Origin of the sequence: Paenibacillus woosongensis (assembly GCF_009725165.1) — a bacterium.
Lineage (GTDB): Bacteria > Bacillota > Bacilli > Paenibacillales > Paenibacillaceae > Fontibacillus > Fontibacillus woosongensis.
The window spans coordinates 238,046-256,970 of record NZ_WNZW01000007.1; the positions used below are offsets into that span (position 1 = coordinate 238,046).

15 protein-coding genes, 11 tRNA genes and 1 rRNA gene are annotated in these 18,925 nt (G+C 46.8%); 3 read left to right on the forward strand and 24 right to left on the reverse strand.

Annotation, left to right across the window (positions count from 1 at the left end):
* Window positions 1–438: 438 nt before the first annotated feature.
* The 12 genes from GNP95_RS17375 to ppc form a co-directional block, all read right to left on the reverse strand.
* Window positions 439–807 (reverse strand): hypothetical protein, encoded by a 369-nt coding sequence (locus GNP95_RS17375; RefSeq protein ID WP_155612125.1) that lies wholly within the window; start codon window positions 805–807, stop codon window positions 439–441.
* 152 nt (window positions 808–959) lie between these two features.
* Window positions 960–1,160: a hypothetical protein gene (locus GNP95_RS17380; protein ID WP_155612126.1), complete on the reverse strand. Its 201-nt coding sequence runs from the start codon at window positions 1,158–1,160 to the stop codon at window positions 960–962.
* 1,037 nt (window positions 1,161–2,197) lie between these two features.
* On the reverse strand, window positions 2,198–2,386 hold the full coding sequence (locus tag GNP95_RS17385) for a hypothetical protein (protein WP_155612127.1): 189 nt from the start codon (window positions 2,384–2,386) through the stop codon (window positions 2,198–2,200).
* Between the two features lie 324 nt (window positions 2,387–2,710).
* Entirely contained in the window at window positions 2,711–3,043 is a 333-nt protein-coding gene (locus tag GNP95_RS17390; protein ID WP_196427226.1) for a helix-turn-helix domain-containing protein, read from the reverse strand.
* 225 nt (window positions 3,044–3,268) lie between these two features.
* Complete coding sequence (gene glmS, locus GNP95_RS17395; RefSeq protein ID WP_155612129.1) at window positions 3,269–5,101, reverse strand: glutamine--fructose-6-phosphate transaminase (isomerizing); 1,833 nt, start codon at window positions 5,099–5,101, stop codon at window positions 3,269–3,271.
* Between the two features lie 540 nt (window positions 5,102–5,641).
* A complete protein-coding gene (locus GNP95_RS17400) occupies window positions 5,642–5,794 on the reverse strand; it encodes a hypothetical protein (protein WP_155612130.1) in 153 nt (50 codons plus the stop codon).
* Between the two features lie 40 nt (window positions 5,795–5,834).
* Window positions 5,835–7,175 carry a phosphoglucosamine mutase gene (glmM, locus tag GNP95_RS17405; RefSeq protein WP_155612131.1) on the reverse strand — a complete coding sequence of 447 codons (1,341 nt, stop codon included), beginning with the start codon at window positions 7,173–7,175 and terminating at the stop codon, window positions 5,835–5,837.
* Window positions 7,176–7,240: 65 nt separating this feature from the next.
* Entirely contained in the window at window positions 7,241–8,602 is a 1,362-nt protein-coding gene (locus GNP95_RS17410) for a CdaR family protein (protein WP_155612132.1), read from the reverse strand.
* The gene (gene cdaA / locus GNP95_RS17415) at window positions 8,595–9,425 is read right to left on the reverse strand and encodes a diadenylate cyclase CdaA (RefSeq protein WP_155612133.1); all 831 of its coding nucleotides are present in this window, start codon (window positions 9,423–9,425) and stop codon (window positions 8,595–8,597) included. Before cdaA ends, GNP95_RS17410 begins: the two co-directional genes overlap by 8 nt.
* Window positions 9,426–9,681: 256 nt before the next feature.
* Window positions 9,682–10,299: a zf-HC2 domain-containing protein gene (locus GNP95_RS17420; protein ID WP_155612134.1), complete on the reverse strand. Its 618-nt coding sequence runs from the start codon at window positions 10,297–10,299 to the stop codon at window positions 9,682–9,684.
* A gap of 134 nt (window positions 10,300–10,433) precedes the next feature.
* Window positions 10,434–11,006, reverse strand: a complete 573-nt coding sequence (sigW, locus tag GNP95_RS17425; RefSeq protein WP_155612135.1) for an RNA polymerase sigma factor SigW — start codon at window positions 11,004–11,006, stop codon at window positions 10,434–10,436.
* Between the two features lie 257 nt (window positions 11,007–11,263).
* Window positions 11,264–14,059, reverse strand: coding sequence for a phosphoenolpyruvate carboxylase (gene ppc / locus GNP95_RS17430; RefSeq protein WP_155612136.1), 2,796 nt, complete (start codon window positions 14,057–14,059; stop codon window positions 11,264–11,266).
* Between the two features lie 436 nt (window positions 14,060–14,495).
* On the opposite strand from ppc, the gene GNP95_RS17435 reads away from it, so the two are divergent.
* The 3 genes from GNP95_RS17435 to GNP95_RS17445 all read left to right on the forward strand — a co-directional run bounded on the left by GNP95_RS17435 (window position 14,496) and on the right by GNP95_RS17445 (window position 16,997).
* Complete coding sequence (locus tag GNP95_RS17435) at window positions 14,496–15,227, forward strand: ABC transporter ATP-binding protein (protein WP_155612137.1); 732 nt, start codon at window positions 14,496–14,498, stop codon at window positions 15,225–15,227.
* Window positions 15,224–16,252 carry an ABC transporter permease gene (locus GNP95_RS17440; protein ID WP_155612138.1) on the forward strand — a complete coding sequence of 343 codons (1,029 nt, stop codon included), beginning with the start codon at window positions 15,224–15,226 and terminating at the stop codon, window positions 16,250–16,252. Before GNP95_RS17435 ends, GNP95_RS17440 begins: the two co-directional genes overlap by 4 nt.
* 82 nt (window positions 16,253–16,334) lie before the next feature.
* On the forward strand, window positions 16,335–16,997 hold the full coding sequence (locus tag GNP95_RS17445; RefSeq protein WP_155612139.1) for a TetR/AcrR family transcriptional regulator: 663 nt from the start codon (window positions 16,335–16,337) through the stop codon (window positions 16,995–16,997).
* Window positions 16,998–17,778: 781 nt separating this feature from the next.
* Here the strand turns inward: GNP95_RS17445 and GNP95_RS17450 are convergent.
* The 12 genes from GNP95_RS17450 to rrf all read right to left on the reverse strand — a co-directional run bounded on the left by GNP95_RS17450 (window position 17,779) and on the right by rrf (window position 18,915).
* Window positions 17,779–17,852, reverse strand: a tRNA-Gly gene (locus GNP95_RS17450).
* Between the two features lie 7 nt (window positions 17,853–17,859).
* Window positions 17,860–17,936 (reverse strand) — tRNA-Pro (locus GNP95_RS17455).
* A gap of 22 nt (window positions 17,937–17,958) precedes the next feature.
* Window positions 17,959–18,035 (reverse strand) — tRNA-Arg (locus GNP95_RS17460).
* 7 nt (window positions 18,036–18,042) lie between these two features.
* Window positions 18,043–18,117: transfer RNA gene (locus GNP95_RS17465), tRNA-Gly, on the reverse strand.
* Between the two features lie 7 nt (window positions 18,118–18,124).
* Window positions 18,125–18,209, reverse strand: a tRNA-Leu gene (locus GNP95_RS17470).
* 15 nt (window positions 18,210–18,224) lie between these two features.
* Window positions 18,225–18,297, reverse strand: a tRNA-Lys gene (locus GNP95_RS17475).
* Between the two features lie 6 nt (window positions 18,298–18,303).
* Window positions 18,304–18,378 (reverse strand) — tRNA-Gln (locus tag GNP95_RS17480).
* A 13-nt stretch (window positions 18,379–18,391) separates the two neighbouring features.
* Window positions 18,392–18,467, reverse strand: a tRNA-Val gene (locus GNP95_RS17485).
* Between the two features lie 67 nt (window positions 18,468–18,534).
* Window positions 18,535–18,609, reverse strand: a tRNA-Glu gene (locus tag GNP95_RS17490).
* A gap of 28 nt (window positions 18,610–18,637) precedes the next feature.
* A tRNA-Thr gene (locus GNP95_RS17495) sits at window positions 18,638–18,713 on the reverse strand.
* Window positions 18,714–18,716: 3 nt separating this feature from the next.
* A tRNA-Asn gene (locus tag GNP95_RS17500) sits at window positions 18,717–18,792 on the reverse strand.
* A 6-nt stretch (window positions 18,793–18,798) separates the two neighbouring features.
* A 5S ribosomal RNA gene (gene rrf, locus GNP95_RS17505) occupies window positions 18,799–18,915 on the reverse strand.
* Window positions 18,916–18,925 lie beyond the last annotated feature (10 nt).

The following is an 18,925-nucleotide window of genomic DNA, read 5'->3' on the forward strand; positions in this document are numbered from 1 at the left end:
TCTAATGATTCATTTACACCTTTTTACAGCCATCGTAGAAACGGTGTTCATCGGTAGAACCATTGCAAAAAGGAACTATTAACTAGGGGGGGCATGAACAACCTCCCTCTATTCAAAAGTGCTTCCAGTTATTCAACTCTGCTCTCTAAATACTCCATATAGGTAAACATCGCGTCAAGAGTATATAGAGTCACAAACCCTGATACGCCGTTCCTCTCGATTTTACTCCTACTAATAAACTCCTTACTCCTACTTGGCTCTACTGGTCCCCATCTATGTTCTTTGTAACTCAAGATTTTCTCCAGATAGAATATCCAAATCTCTAATTCATTAGTTTGTAGTGATGATCCAGATTACTTTTGAAAGGGTAATTATAGTACCTTTTTTCTCTTTCAATGCTAAGGCTGTATACATTGATGATTTGTTCGACATCTTCAATTAATTCTTCCATCTCCCCGCCTTTTTCTTATCTCGGTTTATAATATACGCATCGTTATTTTGCATGTTCCTAAATGCTTTGAGTTTTTGAATGTTCTGAAAGTAAAGTTGAAGTTTAATGTCCGAAGGTCTCTTGCTATCATCTATTCGATTACACTTTTCCAAGTCGCCATTACTTGCAACTATATAAATTGCTGACAATTCCTTGTTGAGAGTATATATAATCTTTACCCGCCACTCTTTCTCAAACGCAGCCTTTTCAAACCACTGATCTCTGATTGCTTTTGAGCATGTAAATCTAGCACTCTTGAAAATAATGCCTCTCGCGGTCACTCTCGCATATCCATTGCTCAGCAAATGTTTATTCATTACGATAGAACAACTCCTTCATAGATCTTATATCACAGTTATATCCTAAATACGATATTTTATTCATTTATTGTATTTTAGATATTTTATGATAGACCCTCCCCACTAATCTTTAAATATGTACCTTTGATGCAACCGGCGCAGACAACTTCTTAAGGCTCATCATCATCCTTCATGAATCCATCTATCTTTCTGCCCATTAAGTAAATCGCTAACATTAACGTACCAATACCAATTGCCTCAATTGCTGTTATCCAATCACGAGTACTAATCATCCCTACACCAAAACCAAATAACATAACAGTAGTGGCTTTTATCAAAATACCCTCAAGTATCCCTAGCCTTTGCTTCATTTAAAGCCCACCCCTACTTCATTTTGTATGATCATGTACCACCCAGCCTCGTTTCATATTAGTGTTGCCAACAACGCTGGCGGCTAACTGTTCACGTTGATTTATCTGGAAATGTTCAAAAACTAAAAGCCCGATTGTTTCAAAGACCTATTTCTTTTGCGGCTTTCTGGTTAATCTGAATGGCGATTTACAATAACAGAGGGTGCATCCATTAGGATTGCACCCTCTGTTATTGTAGATTAGATGATTGATTCACTACAATAAAGTATTGTTTTCGAAATCGTTGAAGAACACCGTTGGATAAATCTTCACAGTTCATGAATAGGTCCCTTAAAGTGATGACAAGTGAGATACTTCGCTTTCGATGATAACTCGGCCATGAACTTCGAGCGGTGCCGTTTCATCCTGCATGTCGATCGTAACAACGACCGCGTCATTAAATAATCCCATCCTGTGAGTTTGCTTTAAGAGAATATCTGTCCTGACACCACTTAATCATGTAGTTTCTTTCTTTCTCATAAATTTTAATGATCTGATTCAAAACAAATATTCTCTGAGGCGTATCTTCAGCAAATCTTAATTGAGAAGTAAAATGGTTAATTTCCCTCTGAAATGGAGAGTCGCATTTTTTATGTATAGTATAGGTTCTTAGAAGGTTAATATGAAGATCATAGATTTCAGAATAACCCATGGCTTGCCCACCCCCTGTTCTATTCTTCCTTTCATAAATATTCTCCAATATAGTAGAAAATATACTTCTTTCTCCCTAAATCAATGAGCAAACATTAACTATACATAACAAAGATCTTTTATATTTATAAGAAGGCATGCAATTGATTCTGGAGAAGCTCAATTTCCAAAAAGACACTCGCTTAACTCTGGGACGTTATCAATAATGATTACAAAAATTTGTTTTACAGTCGGTATCATTTTCTATATAGCTTTCTTTTTCATTAACTTATTGTCTTTAGAAGGGCATTTTTTGCTATATCCTTCATATTCAATTACTGAAATATGACTTCAAAATCTCCCCTTAACTATCTTCTAAACGCTTCTTCAAGTCGTTCTTTAATCAATTGACTGTTTCTCCGTCGGATTGCACGCTGCTCAAGTATAACCTGCGCCGCACTTTTCTTAGAAGAGGCAAATAACAGTGCTTCTCTCGGCTGTGGACCCACAGCTTCTTTAACAACTCCGTTCAATGATACATATACCTTTGTCGCCAATTTGCATCCCTCCAAGATTCGTAAAAAATCCGAGCACAAAGCTGTTTTGAACAACATTTTATTCTAAAGAGTCAATGATGGGTCTGAGGCTTTGAAAACCTTAAGTTATTGAAAACTACGTCTTGTAAAGAGCCACTAAGACCCCATTAATAGGATAATTATCAGTAAATCGGTAGACCAGTTGCGCCATCGCTGCCCAGTTGGCAGTTGTCAGTATACAACTCGCACTGAACCGGCATTATCGGATGAACACCAGGATTGAGCTACAGTTTCTCTTCGCAAAATTCGCTGTTTTCAGTCTATTACACTATTTTTTCAGAACAACTATATTGATCTTAAATTTATTTTCACTCGTATAAATTCAATTATTTCGTTCTTATCATAATCATCAAGATTTCTAAAACCATCAATCAGCCTTTTCTCGAACTCATCTTCATATATTGTCCCATCTTCTGCAGCCACACCGGTTAATAACCAGTTTAGGTTTACATTATAATGTGTTCTGATTGAGATAAGCGTTTCTGCAGAAGGATTAATATTTCCCTTTTCAATTTCACTCAGGTTTCCTTGAGAAATGCCTATACCTTTTGCAAACTGAATTTGGTTTAAATTGTTCTCTTTGCGGATACATTTTATTCTATGTCCAATGTCACTCAATAATTTCACCACCAATCGTAAAATCCCTTGTACATTTATTCGTAAAGATTAAAAGGAGCCCGAATCAATCCCACGGGCTCCCTTCTAGATGAAAAGTCATTCACCTTGCATTTCAGTTCACGACATCTTTTATTGGTTCACAACTTTTTTTACTGGTTCATGACATCTTTTACTGGTTCACGACTTTTTTATCACCAGACAATCATATTCCCATCCCTAACTCCCCTACTCCACCGTCACACTCTTCGCCAAGTTGCGCGGCTTGTCGACGTCGTTGCCTCGAGCCAGGGCAGCGTAATAAGCAAGCAGTTGCAGAGGAACAACGGACAGCGCCGGGGTAAGCATCGGCAGCGTCTTCGGAATGGAGAGCGCTTGATCGACAGACTTCAGCAAGTCTGCAACATGCTCCTCATGGGTGATGGCCATGACATCCCCGCCGCGCGCCTTCACTTCCTTGATGTTGCTGACGGTCTTCTCAAGCACATTGTCTTGGGTGACCAGGGCAATGACCGGAATGCCTTCCTCGATCAATGCAAGCGTACCGTGCTTCAGTTCGCCGGCTGCATAAGCTTCGGAATGGATATAGGAAATCTCCTTCAGCTTCAGTGAACCTTCTTGTACGACGGAGTAATCCAGACCGCGTCCGATAAAGAACAGATGCTCGTGATCCGCAATTTGCTCGGCATAAGCCTTCACCGCGTCAGCCTTCTCCAGCATGCTCTCTACCTGCTCAGGCAGGGACTGCATCGCCGCGATGACATGGGCGATCTCCTCCTCGCTTTGTGTGCCGCGCACCTGAGCCATGTACAATCCAAGCAGGTAGAACGCGATCAACTGCGAGGTATAAGCTTTCGTCGAAGCAACAGCGATCTCCGGTCCGGCCAGCGTGGCGATAACATCGTCCGCATCGCGCGCGATCGAGCTGCCGACCACGTTCGTAACTGCAAGCACATGAGCACCGTTCGCATGGGCTTCACGCAGCGCAGCCAGCGTATCCGCCGTTTCACCGGATTGGCTGACAACGATGACAAGCGTGTCCGGCGTAATCAGCGGCGAGCGATAGCGGTATTCGGATGCCACGTCGTTCATCACCGGAATGCGAACCAACTGCTCAATGGCCGCTCCGCCAACAAGTCCGGCATTGTATGCCGTACCGCAGGCTACGATGTGAATGCTGCTGAGGCTGCGTATTTTCTCCTCTGTCAGCTTCAAATCAGGGAAGACAACCTTACTTCCATTTTCGCTGATCCGGCCTCTCATCGTGTCACGGTAGGCCTTAGGCTGCTCATGGATTTCCTTCAGCATGAAATGATCGAAGCCGCCTTTTTCTGCGGTCACCGCATCCCAATCGACAGAAATCATTTCCCGAGAAATAAAGTTCCCCTCAATGGTCATCAATTCGACAGCATCTTCGGTCAGAACCGCCATCTCACCGTCATTCAAAATATATATTTTGCGCGTGTAATTCAAAATGGCAGGAATGTCTGAGCCGATGAAGTTCTCCCCTTCACCCAGCCCAATAATCAGCGGGCTCGCCTGACGTACAGCGACAAGCTTGTTCGGTTCATATTCCGTCAGCACCCCAAGCGCAAAAGCACCGCGCATATAGGTGATGGCCTTCTGAACCGCCTTGACGATGTCTCCTTCATACTCGCGAGCGACCAAATGGGAAATGACTTCCGTATCTGTCTCGGAAACAAACACATACCCTTGGCTGATCAGTTCTTCCTTCAGCTCTAAATAGTTCTCCACGATCCCGTTATGCACAACGGAGAACTTCTGGCTGTGATCGGTATGCGGATGCGAGTTCACATCCGACGGCTTGCCATGAGTAGCCCAACGTGTATGTCCGATGCCGGCCGTACCTACAAGCGGCGTATCCTCCAGCTTCGATTCCAGGTTGGCCAGACGGCCGATCGACTTGGCAATTTGCAGACCCTCCGGTGTAAATACGGCGATGCCTGCGGAATCGTACCCACGGTACTCCAGCTTCTTCAGTCCCTCGATCAATACGGTTTGCGTGTCTCTCTTCCCAATATATCCAACAATCCCACACATATTTATATATCCTCCGTTTCATCATTTCAGAATTTAATGTGCTCGAAATGAAAGGAAACGGAAGAATTACACCGCAGTACACAGAGACAGATATTCAATTGTCAAAAATTAAATATATGAAAACAAATTAGAAAAGTCTGAAATTATCCAGGCATTTTCATGAATGTCCGCTTCTCTCCGCACACTGCGGTTCTCCCGCATCTTTCTCTTTGCACATTCATGAACACGTATCATTACTCTCCAGCATCCTTCCGGGAAGCTTGTCAGAACAGTCGCCCATTCCTTTTGACTTCCTCGGTCACGGTATGGATGAAATACCGGGAGGTCCCCGCCGAATATTTCGAACACCTCCACCTCGTCAGCTTCGATTGCCGAACTCAGTCTCGTAAAAAGTTAGCATTACCTGATATCCACGGACACGGGATGCATCACACGGATAACTTTATACATACTACGAGATCATAGCTTCGCGCGAATGAAGCTCTGGCGCTTAAACTGCTAGGTAACCTCACAACCCTCGCTTTCTTTTTTTGAATATGCTTAATTATATGCAACTGCAAACCATTTGGCAATAATCATCTCGTCCTGGGCTTCACTGCCCCCTTTCTTTTCATGGCCTGATCCTTTCCCGCACAGCTCTATACCCGTAAAAAAAGCCGCTGAAACAGGTGTCACCCGTCCCAGCGGCTTCATGTTATAAATTACGTAAATAGTCCCTTGTAAACAAGCAGAGTTATACCAGCTCCGCCTCGACAACCGATACGATTTGCGATACAAGCTGCTCGAGCTCCGCTTTATCGGGACCCTCTGCCATAACGCGGATCAATGACTCTGTTCCCGAAGGCCGGACTAACACTCGTCCATTGTCGGACAAATGGCTCTCAACTGCAGCAACGGCTTTGCCGATCGCTTCGTTGCCTTCGTATTTGCTCTTATCCTGTACCCGAACGTTAACCAGGACTTGAGGATACTGCTTCATGACCTGTCTGAGCTCGCTAAGGGATTTTCCGGAAGCAACCAGGGTATCGACCAGTTGAATCGCGGTCAGAATGCCATCCCCTGTAGTGCTGTAATCAAGGAAAATCACATGGCCGGATTGCTCTCCGCCCAGCTTATACCCGCCGCGGCGCATTTCCGCCATGACATAACGGTCACCGACCGCGGTCTGAGCCGTATTTAATCCCAGCTTCTTGGCTGCCTTATAGAATCCGAAATTGCTCATTACCGTAGTCACGACCGTGTTGTCCTTCAATTTGCCGGCCCGGTTCATCGCATCGCCGCAAATGCACAAAATATAGTCGCCATCCACTTCTTCTCCGTTCCCGTCAATCGCGATCAACCGATCCGCATCGCCGTCGAAGGCAAGGCCGATATCTGCGCCCAGGCGCACAACCTCTTTCTTCAACTCCTCCGGATGCGTAGACCCACACTGCTCGTTGATGTTAAGTCCATTAGGCTCCGCCCCGATCGTATGCACCTCTGCGCCCAATTCTTTGAACAAACGCGGCGCAAGCTCGTAGGCCGCCCCGTTCGCGCAATCCAGCACGACCTTAAGGCCTTTGAAAGAAGAAGAAATTGTCGTTTTCAAAAACTCCAAATACTTCAGTTTAGAATCCGTATCTATCGTTACGCTGCCGAGATCTTTGCCGATCGGACGCGGTAGCTCGTCTACCTCTTTGTCCATCAGCTCTTCAATTTGCAATTCCGTTTCGTCCGACAGCTTGAATCCATCGCTACCAAAAAATTTAATACCGTTATCCTCAACCGGATTATGTGAAGCGGAAATCATGACGCCCGCGTCCGCCCCCAGCTTCTGAGTCAAAAAGGCGACTGCCGGTGTCGAGACGACTCCCAGGCGAACAACGTCTGCTCCGATAGACAATAGTCCCGCTACAAGCGCTGATTCCAGCATGACGCCGGAGATCCGGGTATCCATCCCGATCACTACTTTGGGTTTCGGAGCCTGGCCTGCCAGGACATACCCTCCGCAGCGACCGATCTTGTATGCCAATTCTGCGGTCAGTTCCTTATTTGCAACTCCACGTACTCCATCCGTTCCAAAATACTTTCCCATGATTTCACTCCTTATTCGTTATGTGAGATTAAATTTGATGCCGCTATCGCTATTTTACGGCAGACTTACTGCTTCTGTTCCCCGCCAACATTGTTCCCGCTTCCTCCTGCATTCTCCTGCGGTAGGTTGGCGGCATCCGAATCGTTGGCTGAATTCGAATCCTGTTCCTCTTCCGGCTCCGTGACCGTCGGCTCAGCCTTCTCTACAAGCTCCACACTGATTTGCCTGGATTGATCGCTTTCGGCCAGACCCAAGTGCAGCGGCAGCGCGACGACAACGGGAACCATGTGCGTCCCCGGCCCAAGGCCAGATAAATCCGCGGTAATCTTGATATCCTCCGGCTTCAGCTTATCGATAACCTCCTTGGCGCCCACAACCGTCAGAGACATCTTCTTCTCTGCCGGATCGAGAATGTTTGCTGCCAAATTTGAATTATCCTGCTTGAGGGTAATCGGAATGCCGCTGATCTGTCTTTGATCCGGCGGCTCCACTTTGACGGTAACCGTAACGGAGCTAGGCTCGATTTTCTCAGAACCTTCGGGCGGAGTCAAGTCCACCGTATACCTAGTTTGATTAGTTCCTTTGAATTGGCTTAAATCCACCGCAACGGAGTATGAGGAAATGCCTTCCAGTACTTCTTTAGACCCATATATAGCTACGCCTTTTACGTCGCTTTCCACGCTTGCTACAACCAGCCCATCCGGCAGTTGCCCGACTTCCCGCACCTCAAGCGGAACGCTCTTGTACAGCTTCGTGATCGGGATGTCGACCTCCACGGATGAAGGTACGATTACAGCGTTCCTCATTTCCTGCCCATGCTTATCATATGCGACCAGCTTCACAGTTTTTCCTTTGACCGGTTCAGTAATGCCGCTAATATCCATGATTCCCTGCACCCGCGCCAGCTCCGCTAATTCACTCTCAGGCAGAGTCACTTGAACTACGCCGGAGCCTGCTACGATCGGACTGCCTAGCTGCATTCCTTGGGCAGGCTGTCCCTTCGTTACAATATTCACGGCGATGTCTTTCGTTTGCTTCGCTTCGATGGATACTTTAACAATGGAAGGGCTCATGGAGACTAGTGAAACACCCGGCGGCAGCTCGTGAATCAGCGGCTGGGACGACGTACCCGGCCCCACATCGCTCAAATCCAGCTTAACCTTATAATCGGAGAAATTAGTCGTAATATCCGTGCGTTTTCCCCGTACTTCCAGCCTGACCTTGTCGGTCTCCAGGCCGGAGAGCACATAATTATCGCTGTCAAAGCCGACGATTTGGATTTTGACGTTAGGTATGACCTTTGTATTGACAACAGGCGTTGGCGCTACGGGCGTCCCGCTGTCCAAATGCACCATGGCCCAGAGAATGATGCTGACGATAAGAGCGATTACCTTAGCTACATTGTTATGGCTTAGCCATTTATCCATTGTTCCCGCCCTCCTTCCTCTTCCAGAAAGGCGCACGCTTCTCGGCCGGCTTCGAGTTAGGCCCCAATTCTTCATACAGCTTGGAAATCAACGACTCTTCATTGATATCCCGAACAACCTGACCATCAATCGCCAGGGAAATTTGTCCCGTCTCCTCCGAGACAATAATCGAGATGGCATCCCCAACCTCGCTGATCCCGATCGCTGCCCGGTGCCGTGTCCCGAGCTCCTTGCTAATGAATGGATTCTCCGACAACGGCAAATAACAAGCCGCAGCAGCAATCTTACGACCCTGCACGATTACGGCCCCGTCATGAAGCGGGGTATTGGGAATGAAAATATTTATAAGCAGCTGGGAGGTGATCACAGATTGAATCGGAATGCCTGATTCCGTATACTCGTTTAACCCGGTATCCCGTTCAAATACGATGAGCGCGCCAATTTTTCTACGAGATAAATAATTAATGGCCTTAATAATCTCGCTGACTTCCTTCCCGAACTCCTCTTCATCGGCTGTGCTTCTGCCGAATAATTTACCGCGGCCTAACTGCTCCAGCGCCCGTCTGAGCTCCGGCTGAAATATAATAAATATGGCAAGCACCCCAAAGGTAAACATCTGGTTCATGAGCCATTTGAGCGTGTACAAATCGAACCAGGTACTCACGGCCCAAATGACGACGAGAAACAGAATTCCCTTAAGCAGTTGAACGGCGCGCGTGCCCCGCACTAACAGAATAAGGTGATAGATGATATAAGTAACGATTAATATATCGATGATATCTTTAATGGTATCCTGCCATGTTAAATTTGCAAAATAGTTCATGGTGCAACCCCCGGTTATCTCTCCGTCAACTCGATCGCCAACAGAGAAACATTATGTAGATGCATCAAATCGGTGAATTCGCTTGTCTCTATATATTCCCCTTAAACTCTAGGTTATAACGTTCACAATCCAGATGCAAGTGCCGCAGAGAAATAGCACCTTTCGCCTATGCATGCAAAAATTTCCTCTAAGCACAAAAATAAAAAGCGCCTTGTTCCCAAAGAAGGGAGGCGCCGATAAATTGCCTGATATTTCATTACCTATAGGCGACTTCCGTAAAAGTATTCGTGATCCTGTACCAGAGCCAGTCCAGCGCCTGATCGATACTTCTGACCTCTCCCAAAATTTTGGCGGTTGAAGCCTGGTAGTACGATCCATCGATGACTGTGAGGTTGCCTTCCACCTCGCCGTAGATTTCCGCCGTACCGTTCTCTACCGTCAGGTTGCCGGCTACTTTGGAGCCGTTGGGCACTGTTACAGTCCTTCCGTTGATCACGACATGATCCAGATCTTTCCCTTTCACAATAAGCTGATCATCGCTATTCCATAGAGAAATGGTGCTAAACAGCATCACTAGCAAAAACATCGCCGCTGCCGTTAATGCAGGGTGTCTCTTGATCCATTGGAGCCAAGCCCGTTGTTTCTGTTGGCTGGGAATGGACTTCATGATCCGGTCTACCAGCTCGTCGGAAGCGGAGAATGAAGAGCGCTTGATTGTGGCAAACAGCATCAATTCCGCCTGCTCTAGTTCCTTAAAATGCATCTGGCAGGATGGACATTCCTGAAGATGCCTCTGGAGTGACAAGGCCTCTTCCCCAAACAACTCGTCATCTAAATACTCATGCATCAATGAGGTGGCTTGTTTGCAATCCATATCAGCCAGTCCTTTCAGTAAAATCTATGCGAAACCGGAGCAACTTACGGTGCGTATAGTCGTCCTAACATACAATACGTTGCGCTTAGCAATACGTTTCAAGAAACTAAATATTTCCTACACTCGGTAAAAGGTTATAGAACCTTATGCTGCAGTTTTTTGCGCAAAAATTCCCGTCCGCGGTGAAGCCGCGTCTTGACTGTGGTTACCGGCATATCCAGCACATCACTAATTTCGCTAAGCGACAGCTCCTGCAAGTACCTTAATATAACAACCGATTTGTATTTCGCCGGCAAACCTTCGATTGCGTAATGAATGGTCTGCTGCGTCTCTGTCAGCAAGTATTCGCTTTCGGGCGTTCGTTCATCTCCCGGAATCAGCGTATATCCGTCCAGACCTTCCTGGTCGTTCATCTCCGCATCAAGGTAATAATTCGGCTTGCGCTTCCGGAGCCTGTCTATGCATAAATTGGTGGCTATCCGATACAGCCAAGTTGAGAATTTCTGCTTCTCGTCGTAGCGCTCCCAATTTTTATATACACGCAAAAAAGTCTCCTGCACAATGTCCTCCGCCTCGTGGCGGTTCGACAGCATGCGGTAGGCCAGATGAAATATCTTATCCTTATATACATCAACAAGGTCGGCAAAAGCTTCCTGATCCCCTTGGCGGGCTAGCTTCACTAATCTCACATCAAAATGATCTACCATTGAATTTCCCCCAGATCCATGGACGGGCTTCAATTTTTCACCCTGCCTGTCCGGCCATCGGCATCCCATAGTAACCTATAGGATCCTCGCCGTCGGCACTTCATTCCAAATGTTAATTCATGTCTCCTGAAAAAGCAAGACATGCCGTCAACTCAAGCATCAGGCTCGTCGAAATCTTGAAATATCTGTAAACTCACAAACAAGCCGGACCCTCGTCAGAGGTTTCCGGCTTGTTGTTTTGCATCGTTATATGATCATCAGCCCGTATTTCTAAGTCCAGCGGCAATTCCGTTAATCGTAAGCAGTACTTCGCGCAGCAGATTCGGATCGTCCTGATCCTTCTCGCGAATCGCGCGGAGCTCGCTAAGCAGCTGTACCTGCATATAACTAAGCGGATCGATGTAAGGATTACGCTGGCGTATGGACTCCTGAAGTCCCGGATTATGATCCAGAATATCCGTTTGCCCCGTAATTTTCAGAATCATATCCTTCGTCAAATGGAATTCCTCTTCGATTTGCTTGAAAATGCGATCCCTGACTTCACCGTCTCTGCACATCGCAGCGTACTCTTGGGCGATGACCAGATCGGCTTTGACGATCGCGAATTGAAGCGTGTCGATGACCGAACGGAAAAAGGAGAAATTCTCATACATTTCTTGCAGCACTTTCAAATTCTCTTCGTTATTCTGATAGAACTGATACAACCCCGTTCCAGCCGCATACCAGGCCGGGAACAGGTATCTGCTCTGCGTCCAGGCAAATACCCAAGGAATAGCACGTAGATCCTCAAAACGATCGCTATTTTTGCGCTTCGATGGTCTGGATCCGATATTCAGTTCGCCGACTTCCAGAAGAGGTGTAGATTCCTTGAAGTATTTCAGGAAATCCGGCTCACGGAATACCAAGTCCTGATACTTTCTCAATGAAGTTTCAGAAATAACCGCACTAATCTCTTCCCATTTTTGTTCATTCTCATCATTGTCGCGATGCAGCTTCGCATCTATGGCCGCCGTAATCAGCGCCGAGGTTGCTTGCTCCAGGCTGCGATAAGCGATGCCCTTCAAGGAGTAACGGGAAGATATGACCTCTCCCTGCTCCGTAATCTTAATGCCTCCGCCGATCGTCTCTGCCGGTTGAACCAGGATGCTGCGGTTCAGCGGCATACCTCCCCGGCCTAGCGCTCCGCCGCGTCCATGGAAGAATTTCAGCCTTACGCCGAATTCGCTAGCTGCAGCAGTAATTTGCTTCAGAGCCACGCGAAGCTCCCAGTTCGCCGTCACGACGCCACCGTCTTTATTGCTGTCGGAATAACCAAGCATAATTTCCTGCAGGTCATTCATCGCCGCTACCGATTGGCGATAAATCGGCATGTTGAACAGCTTGCGCATAATGCCAGGAGCATTATGAAGGTCGTCGATCGTCTCGAAGAGCGGCACCGATTGCAGCGTACAGATTACCGTGCCGTCCGCTTCCTTACGGAACAAACCTACCTCTTTGGAGAAGACCATAACCTCGAGAATATCGCTTGCCGCTTCCGTCATACTGATCAAATAGCTCGTAATGCACTGGGTTCCGAATTCCTGCTGGGCCCGGAATACCGTGCGGTACACATTCAGGCACTCCGTAGTGCTCTCGCTGTATTCTTGGTACGGCGAAGTTAGAGGGCGAGGATCGTTCAGAAGCTCCTCGAGCAGCTTGATTTTCTCTTCTTCCTCCAATTCGGCATAGTTGCTCACGATATTCATGTTTGCCAGTATTTCCGTCATTGCATTCTCGTGCTCCTGGCTATGCTGGCGAATGTCCAGCGTTGCCGTATGGAACCCGAAAAGTTCAACTTGGCGGATAATCTTCTGAATATGCGTATCTGCGACGTAATCCGCATAATGGTGACGCAAGCTGCGGTCAATGATCTTAAGATCGTGGATAAGCTCCTTAACGTCCGAATAACGCTCCGGAGTTCCTTTCTTGGAATCATCCAGCAGATTATGCAGCTTCTCTGTCATATAAGTGAGCTTGACCCGGTAAGGCTCTTTCTCGTTCAACCATTGCGGTGTTCTATTCAATGTAACTTGCAGACGGTCTCTTTGAATCGAAGCCTCTAGTTCATCTGTGACATCGACGATCGTCGTGCTGAAGCTAAGATGCTTGAACAGTTCAGCCAGACAGCGCTGATATTCACGCACAACGAGCTTGCGCTGTATGTTCAGCGTCTGCCATGTCACATCGGCCGTTACGGACGGGTTGCCGTCCCGGTCTCCGCCGATCCAGGAACCAAAACGCAAATATGTCGGCACATGCCACAAATGCTCTGGATAGTATTTGCTCAGACATCGCTCTAATTCCAAATACACTTCAGGAAGCACCTGGAACAGCGTTTCATGGAAATAATACATGCCGTTGCGTACTTCATCAATGACTGTTGGTTTACGGTCCCGCAGTTCATCGGTTTGCCACAGCGTAATCACTTCGTTAAGCAGTTTCTCGCGAAGCTGTTCCCGCTCACGGAACGTTAGCGTTGGATTATCCAACTGCATGACATCGTCGGCAATCCGCTTGTGAATGTCCAGGATAGCCCGGCGCATCGCTTCTGTCGGGTGAGCCGTCATTACTAGTTCCAGAGACATTCCTTCCAGAATTTCCTGCGCTTCCGCATAATTGAACCCACGTTCCTTCAGATCCTTAACAGAAGCTTCGATCGAACCTGATTGAACCGATTCGCCTGCAGAACGCTCCAAGTCTCTTCTCCGGCGAATTCGATGGTTTTGCTCCGCAATGTTGACCAATTGAAAATAAATCGCGAACGCACGGATAACTTGGTGACGAATGTCGGGTTCAAGAGAATTAATCATATCTTTAAACTCTTCATGCAATTCCGGTAAAAATACAGCCCGCAGCGACTTACTGGCTTCACGAATCTTCTCGACAATATCCAAGAGCTCGTTGCCGCCCTGATGGACCAGGACCTCTCCTAGAATATTGCCCAAAAAACGGATGTCGCGCCGAAGCAGGTTATTTGAATTGCTTTTGCCTGCGGTCACTGTTAATTCAGTCATGTTTCTCCCCCATTTCATCCCTATTCCGTCTTTCTAAAGCCTTCCTACTATCATACAATAAACTGTTCTGAAAATCTTCACTTTATTGTAAAGTAGCATTAAAAAAATTCCGCCACCAACAAGCCTGTTCTGGCTTTTTATACAATCAGACGCATAATGTGACGACTCGAATAGGATATTTTCACAAAACAACTTATATTTATGCATCGCAACCGTAATCACTTAAATTACACATTCTAGAATCCAATACTTACCTTATCACGGTGAAGTAATGAAATGCAATAGTATTATTCGGAGAAAGTGACACTTTACAGCAATATTCTGCCTGGTTTAATCTTCTAGCAATTTCTGCCGCTGATGAATTTACTTTGTTTCTTTTTAGAATTATAATACGGAGTGAGTACTCACTCATTACTCTTTAAAAGGAGAATTAATTATGGCTCAGAATAGCCCTGTAATTCGAGTTACCGATGCCTCGAAGCAGTTTGGCAAGAAAAGCGTCCTAGAGCATATTTCGCTTGAAGTATTTCCCTCGGAAACCTTCGGTCTCCTTGGCCCGTCAGGTTCAGGCAAGACGACGCTGGTCAAGCTGCTCACAGGGATCGAACAGGCGACGTCCGGATTCATTGAAGCATTCGGCACGCCTATGCCGCGCCTCGATATTTTATCAAAAATCGGCTATATGGCACAATCCGACGCTTTGTATACTGATCTCAGCGCCCTGGAGAACCTTGATTTCTACGCTGCCTTGTACGGCTTAAAGGGGGCACGGCGTAAACAGCGAATTTCCGCGGTTATGGACATCGTCTCGCTGCAGGATCATCTCCATAAGAAGGTGATACAATACTCCGGGGGCATGAAACGCAGGCTCTCCCTGGCCATTGCCCTGCTGCATGAGCCTCCCCTGCTCATTTTGGATGAGCCGACGGTAGGAATTGACCCCTTGCTGCGTCAAACAATCTGGACCGAGCTGAAGGCCTTAAACACCAAGGGGACGACGATTATTCTGACCACGCATGTGATGGATGAAGCGGATAAATGCGGCCGTCTCGGCATGATTCGGGAAGGACGCTTGATTGCCGTCGATACGCCGGCAGCACTGATAGAGAGATCGGGTAAATCTTCTATCGAGGAAGCCTTTATTTATTACGGAGGTGTTCAGTTATGAGAGTATGGGCTATCATCCTGCGAATTTTAAGACAATTCCGGCGGGACAAAAGAACGCTCGCTCTTCTCTTCCTCGCTCCCCTCTTCGTACTGACTTTAATGAACCTCGTCTTTCATGGTTCGGATTATGAACCGAATATTGGGGTTGTGAATGCCCCAAGCCAGCTTATCGATCAAATGAAAGAGCAGCAGGCTCACGTCATCAATTATGGGAGCAGTGATGCAGCTGAGCAGGCGCTCGAGGACCGGAGCATCGATGCTATCGTGTCAATAGACCATGCAAGCCTTCAGGTCAAGCTGGAGGGCAGTGAGCCTTCCGTCAATAAAGCCGTCATCATGCTGCTGCAAAAATCAGGTGAACAGCCACATTCCGAGACGTCTGCGAGTAGCTTGAATATAACGTATCTGCACGGTTCGGAGAACATGACGCCGATCGATCAATTTGGACCGGTTCTGATTGGATTTTTCATCTTCTTTTTCGTTTTCCTCATTTCAGGGGTCTCCTTCCTCCGGGAACGCACGACAGGCACGCTGGAGCGCCTGCTATCGACACCTCTTCGCCGCTGGGAGCTTGTCCTTGGCTATATCGGAGGATTCGGCATATTTACGATCATACAGGCATTATTAATTTCCTGGTTCTGTATCAAAGTACTCGGTATTCTGATGACCGGCTCCTTTGCTTACGTGCTTCTACTGACGCTGCTGCTGTCGATGACCGCACTAACACTTGGCACCCTCCTATCCGCCTACGCCAATAATGAACTGCAAATGATTCAGTTTATTCCATTAATTATCGTTCCACAGCTCTTCTTGTCGGGCCTATTCCCGCTTGATACTCTGCCCGTCTGGCTGCAGAAGCTTGGCATTATCATGCCGCTAACCTACGGGACGCATGCCTTAAGTGACGTCATGATTCGAGGGATGGGCTGGAACGCGATTGCGGGGGACGTCATGGTGCTAATTGGATTTTCCCTATTATTCATTACATTAAATATTACCGCTTTGCGGAAGCATCGCAAAATATAACATTCCGAATGAGCTTATGATAAAATTAGGTAGTATGAAGAGGCGATAATAAACTCAGTGGTTTTTCAGGAGGATATACCAGATGTCCCAACAAGATCAGATAGAACAATGGATTCAGGAAATCATCAAAATAGATGAAGCTAAACTCACCGATAAACAAATTAAAATTATTCAGGCGGCTGTCGAAGTTTTTGCAGAGAAAGGATATGCAGCTTCCTCAACCAGCGAAATTGCTCAGAAAGCGGGGGTTGCGGAAGGAACGATCTTTCGCCACTATAAAACCAAGAAAGACCTGCTCCTCTCCATCGTATCTCCGATGATGAGCAGGCTGATTGCCCCCTTCGTGTGGAATGATTTCAAAGAAGTGCTGGAGTCAGACTACCCTACGATCGAGGAATTTCTTTATGCGGTTGCAGTCAATCGCTTGAATTTTGCCCGCAAGCATCTTAAGCTCATTAAAATTTTGCTGCAGGAAATCCCGTTCCAGCCCGTGCTGCAGGAGGAATTCAAGAAACATATCGGCAACAAAGTCTTCCACAGATTCGCCGAAATCGTGGAGCATTTCAAAAGTAAGGGACAGATCATCGAAATGCCTGCTCCTTCCCTGCTGCGATTCAGTGCTTCGGCCATGATTGGACTGTTCATTTCCCGTTTTGTTATCTTTCCCGACCAGTCTTGGGATGAGGACAAGGAAATTCGGGATACGATACAGCTCATTTTAAATGGAATTTCTGCCAAAGCGTAAACTAATAAAATCTCTAAAATTAAAAGCCTGACGGAAAACGCGATGTTTTGCTGTCAGGCTTTTTTATGTATTTAATTTAAAGGAAGGCAGCAAGCCATATGCCTCCTACGCTCAATAGATTGTGGGCTATTGCTATGCTACTATGCCGTGGAAGGCGCAGGTCTTTTTTGTGAGCAGCCCACGACCCTATAATGGGCAGGCAACTGCTTGTTGGGAGTCGCTTTAATTTATCCCATCAATATCACGAGTCATATTGTAATGGAACGGGAGTGTATGTCTCCAAATCAAGAGTCATTGAAGCACATTTAATATAGTTCTACTTAATTTAAATGGATCTATAGTAGTTAGTTTCTGCGGAAAAAGAGGGAATGTAGATTTAAATGGATTTCATGTCGTTAGAACTAGGGGTAATGCCCCTCAAGGCTGGATTCTTGATTTTTAGAAGCAAAAAATCCACCTAATCCCCTGAAACATTCGTTTAGAGCATAATTAGATACATCAATTCCATTTAGTGCGGTCAGGTTGAAGTCCAGATTGAAGTCAAACTGTCTATATACGAGGAGCTATAGAATGGGGATAGGCACTGTTCTGGCCTGTTGCTTGCTTTCCATAATCAATTATAAATAATCATGATATCCCCTTATGGGATCTGCAAAAGGCCTAGGGATGGGCCGTTTAGAGCCTTCACGGAAGCCCTGTGGCTTCTCTCTCCATCTACAGAAAACAAAAAAAATAGCCCATAGAAAACAAAAAACTGCCTATTGGCAGTGTTGTTTATTTATGGAGCGGGTGATGGGAATCGAACCCACGCTACCAGCTTGGAAGGCTGGAGTTCTACCATTGAACTACACCCGCATCATTATGGTCGGGACGACACGATTCGAACATGCGACCCCCTGGTCCCAAACCAGGTGCTCTACCAAGCTGAGCTACGTCCCGTTAATGATGTGTTAAGTTAAAGTGGCACGCCCTGAGAGATTCGAACTCCCGACCTTTTGATTCGTAGTCAAACGCTCTATCCAGCTGAGCTAAGGGCGCATATTTATGGAGCGGACGACGGGAATCGAACCCGCGACCCTCGCCTTGGCAAGGCGATGCTCTACCGCTGAGCCACGTCCGCATAACTATGGTGCGCGTGGAGGGACTTGAACCCCCACATCCGAAGACGCTAGATCCTAAGTCTAGTGCGTCTGCCAATTCCGCCACACGCGCATTTTTTTAGAAAAGTGAGCCATGAAGGACTCGAACCTTCGACACCCTGATTAAAAGTCAGGTGCTCTACCAACTGAGCTAATGGCTCGTACAATGGCTGGGGATATAGGATTCGAACCTATGAATGACGGAGTCAAAGTCCGTTGCCTTACCGCTTGGCTAATCCCCAATAAAATTTCAAATGGTGGAGGCTAACGGGATCGAACCGCTGACCCTCTGCTTGTAAGGCAGATGCTCTCCCAGCTGAGCTAAGCCTCCATATGTAGGACAGTGTTCATCTCAAGCCCCAAGGGATTCTCATCCCTAGTGATGCTTGTAATTAAAGTGGTGACCCGTAGGGGATTCGAACCCCTGTTACCTCCGTGAAAGGGAGGTGTCTTAACCCCTTGACCAACGGGCCATATGTTTACTACACAAAGCAAAGATAGTGGAGCTCTCAACCGGGATCGAACCGGTGACCTCATCCTTACCATGGATGCACTCTACCTACTGAGCTATGAGAGCAAATGGCTCCCCGAACAGGACTCGAACCTGTGACAACTCGATTAACAGTCGAGTGCTCTACCGACTGAGCTATCAGGGAACATCCGCTTGGCGACGTCCTACTCTCCCAGGACCCTGCGGTCCAAGTACCATCGGCGCTGGAGGGCTTAACGGTCGTGTTCGAGATGGGTACGTGTGGAACCCCTCCGCCATTGCCACCAAACGTGCTCAGA

What these genes read in the sequence shown, in the direction of transcription:
- glmS (WP_155612129.1), bottom strand. Translation starts at nt 5,101, where the DNA reads ATGTGTGGGATTGTTGGATATATTGGGAAGAGAGACACGCAAACCGTA.
- GNP95_RS17440 (WP_155612138.1), top strand. Translation starts at nt 15,224, where the DNA reads ATGAGAGTATGGGCTATCATCCTGCGAATTTTAAGACAATTCCGGCGG.
- GNP95_RS17445 (WP_155612139.1), top strand. Translation starts at nt 16,335, where the DNA reads ATGTCCCAACAAGATCAGATAGAACAATGGATTCAGGAAATCATCAAA.
- GNP95_RS17400 (WP_155612130.1), bottom strand. Translation starts at nt 5,794, where the DNA reads ATGAAGCCGCTGGGACGGGTGACACCTGTTTCAGCGGCTTTTTTTACG.
- GNP95_RS17410 (WP_155612132.1), bottom strand. Translation starts at nt 8,602, where the DNA reads ATGGATAAATGGCTAAGCCATAACAATGTAGCTAAGGTAATCGCTCTT.
- ppc (WP_155612136.1), bottom strand. Translation starts at nt 14,059, where the DNA reads ATGACTGAATTAACAGTGACCGCAGGCAAAAGCAATTCAAATAACCTG.
- sigW (WP_155612135.1), bottom strand. Translation starts at nt 11,006, where the DNA reads ATGGTAGATCATTTTGATGTGAGATTAGTGAAGCTAGCCCGCCAAGGG.
- glmM (WP_155612131.1), bottom strand. Translation starts at nt 7,175, where the DNA reads ATGGGAAAGTATTTTGGAACGGATGGAGTACGTGGAGTTGCAAATAAG.
- cdaA (WP_155612133.1), bottom strand. Translation starts at nt 9,425, where the DNA reads ATGAACTATTTTGCAAATTTAACATGGCAGGATACCATTAAAGATATC.
- GNP95_RS17380 (WP_155612126.1), bottom strand. Translation starts at nt 1,160, where the DNA reads ATGAAGCAAAGGCTAGGGATACTTGAGGGTATTTTGATAAAAGCCACT.
- GNP95_RS17435 (WP_155612137.1), top strand. Translation starts at nt 14,496, where the DNA reads ATGGCTCAGAATAGCCCTGTAATTCGAGTTACCGATGCCTCGAAGCAG.
- GNP95_RS17420 (WP_155612134.1), bottom strand. Translation starts at nt 10,299, where the DNA reads ATGGATTGCAAACAAGCCACCTCATTGATGCATGAGTATTTAGATGAC.
- GNP95_RS17375 (WP_155612125.1), bottom strand. Translation starts at nt 807, where the DNA reads ATGAATAAACATTTGCTGAGCAATGGATATGCGAGAGTGACCGCGAGA.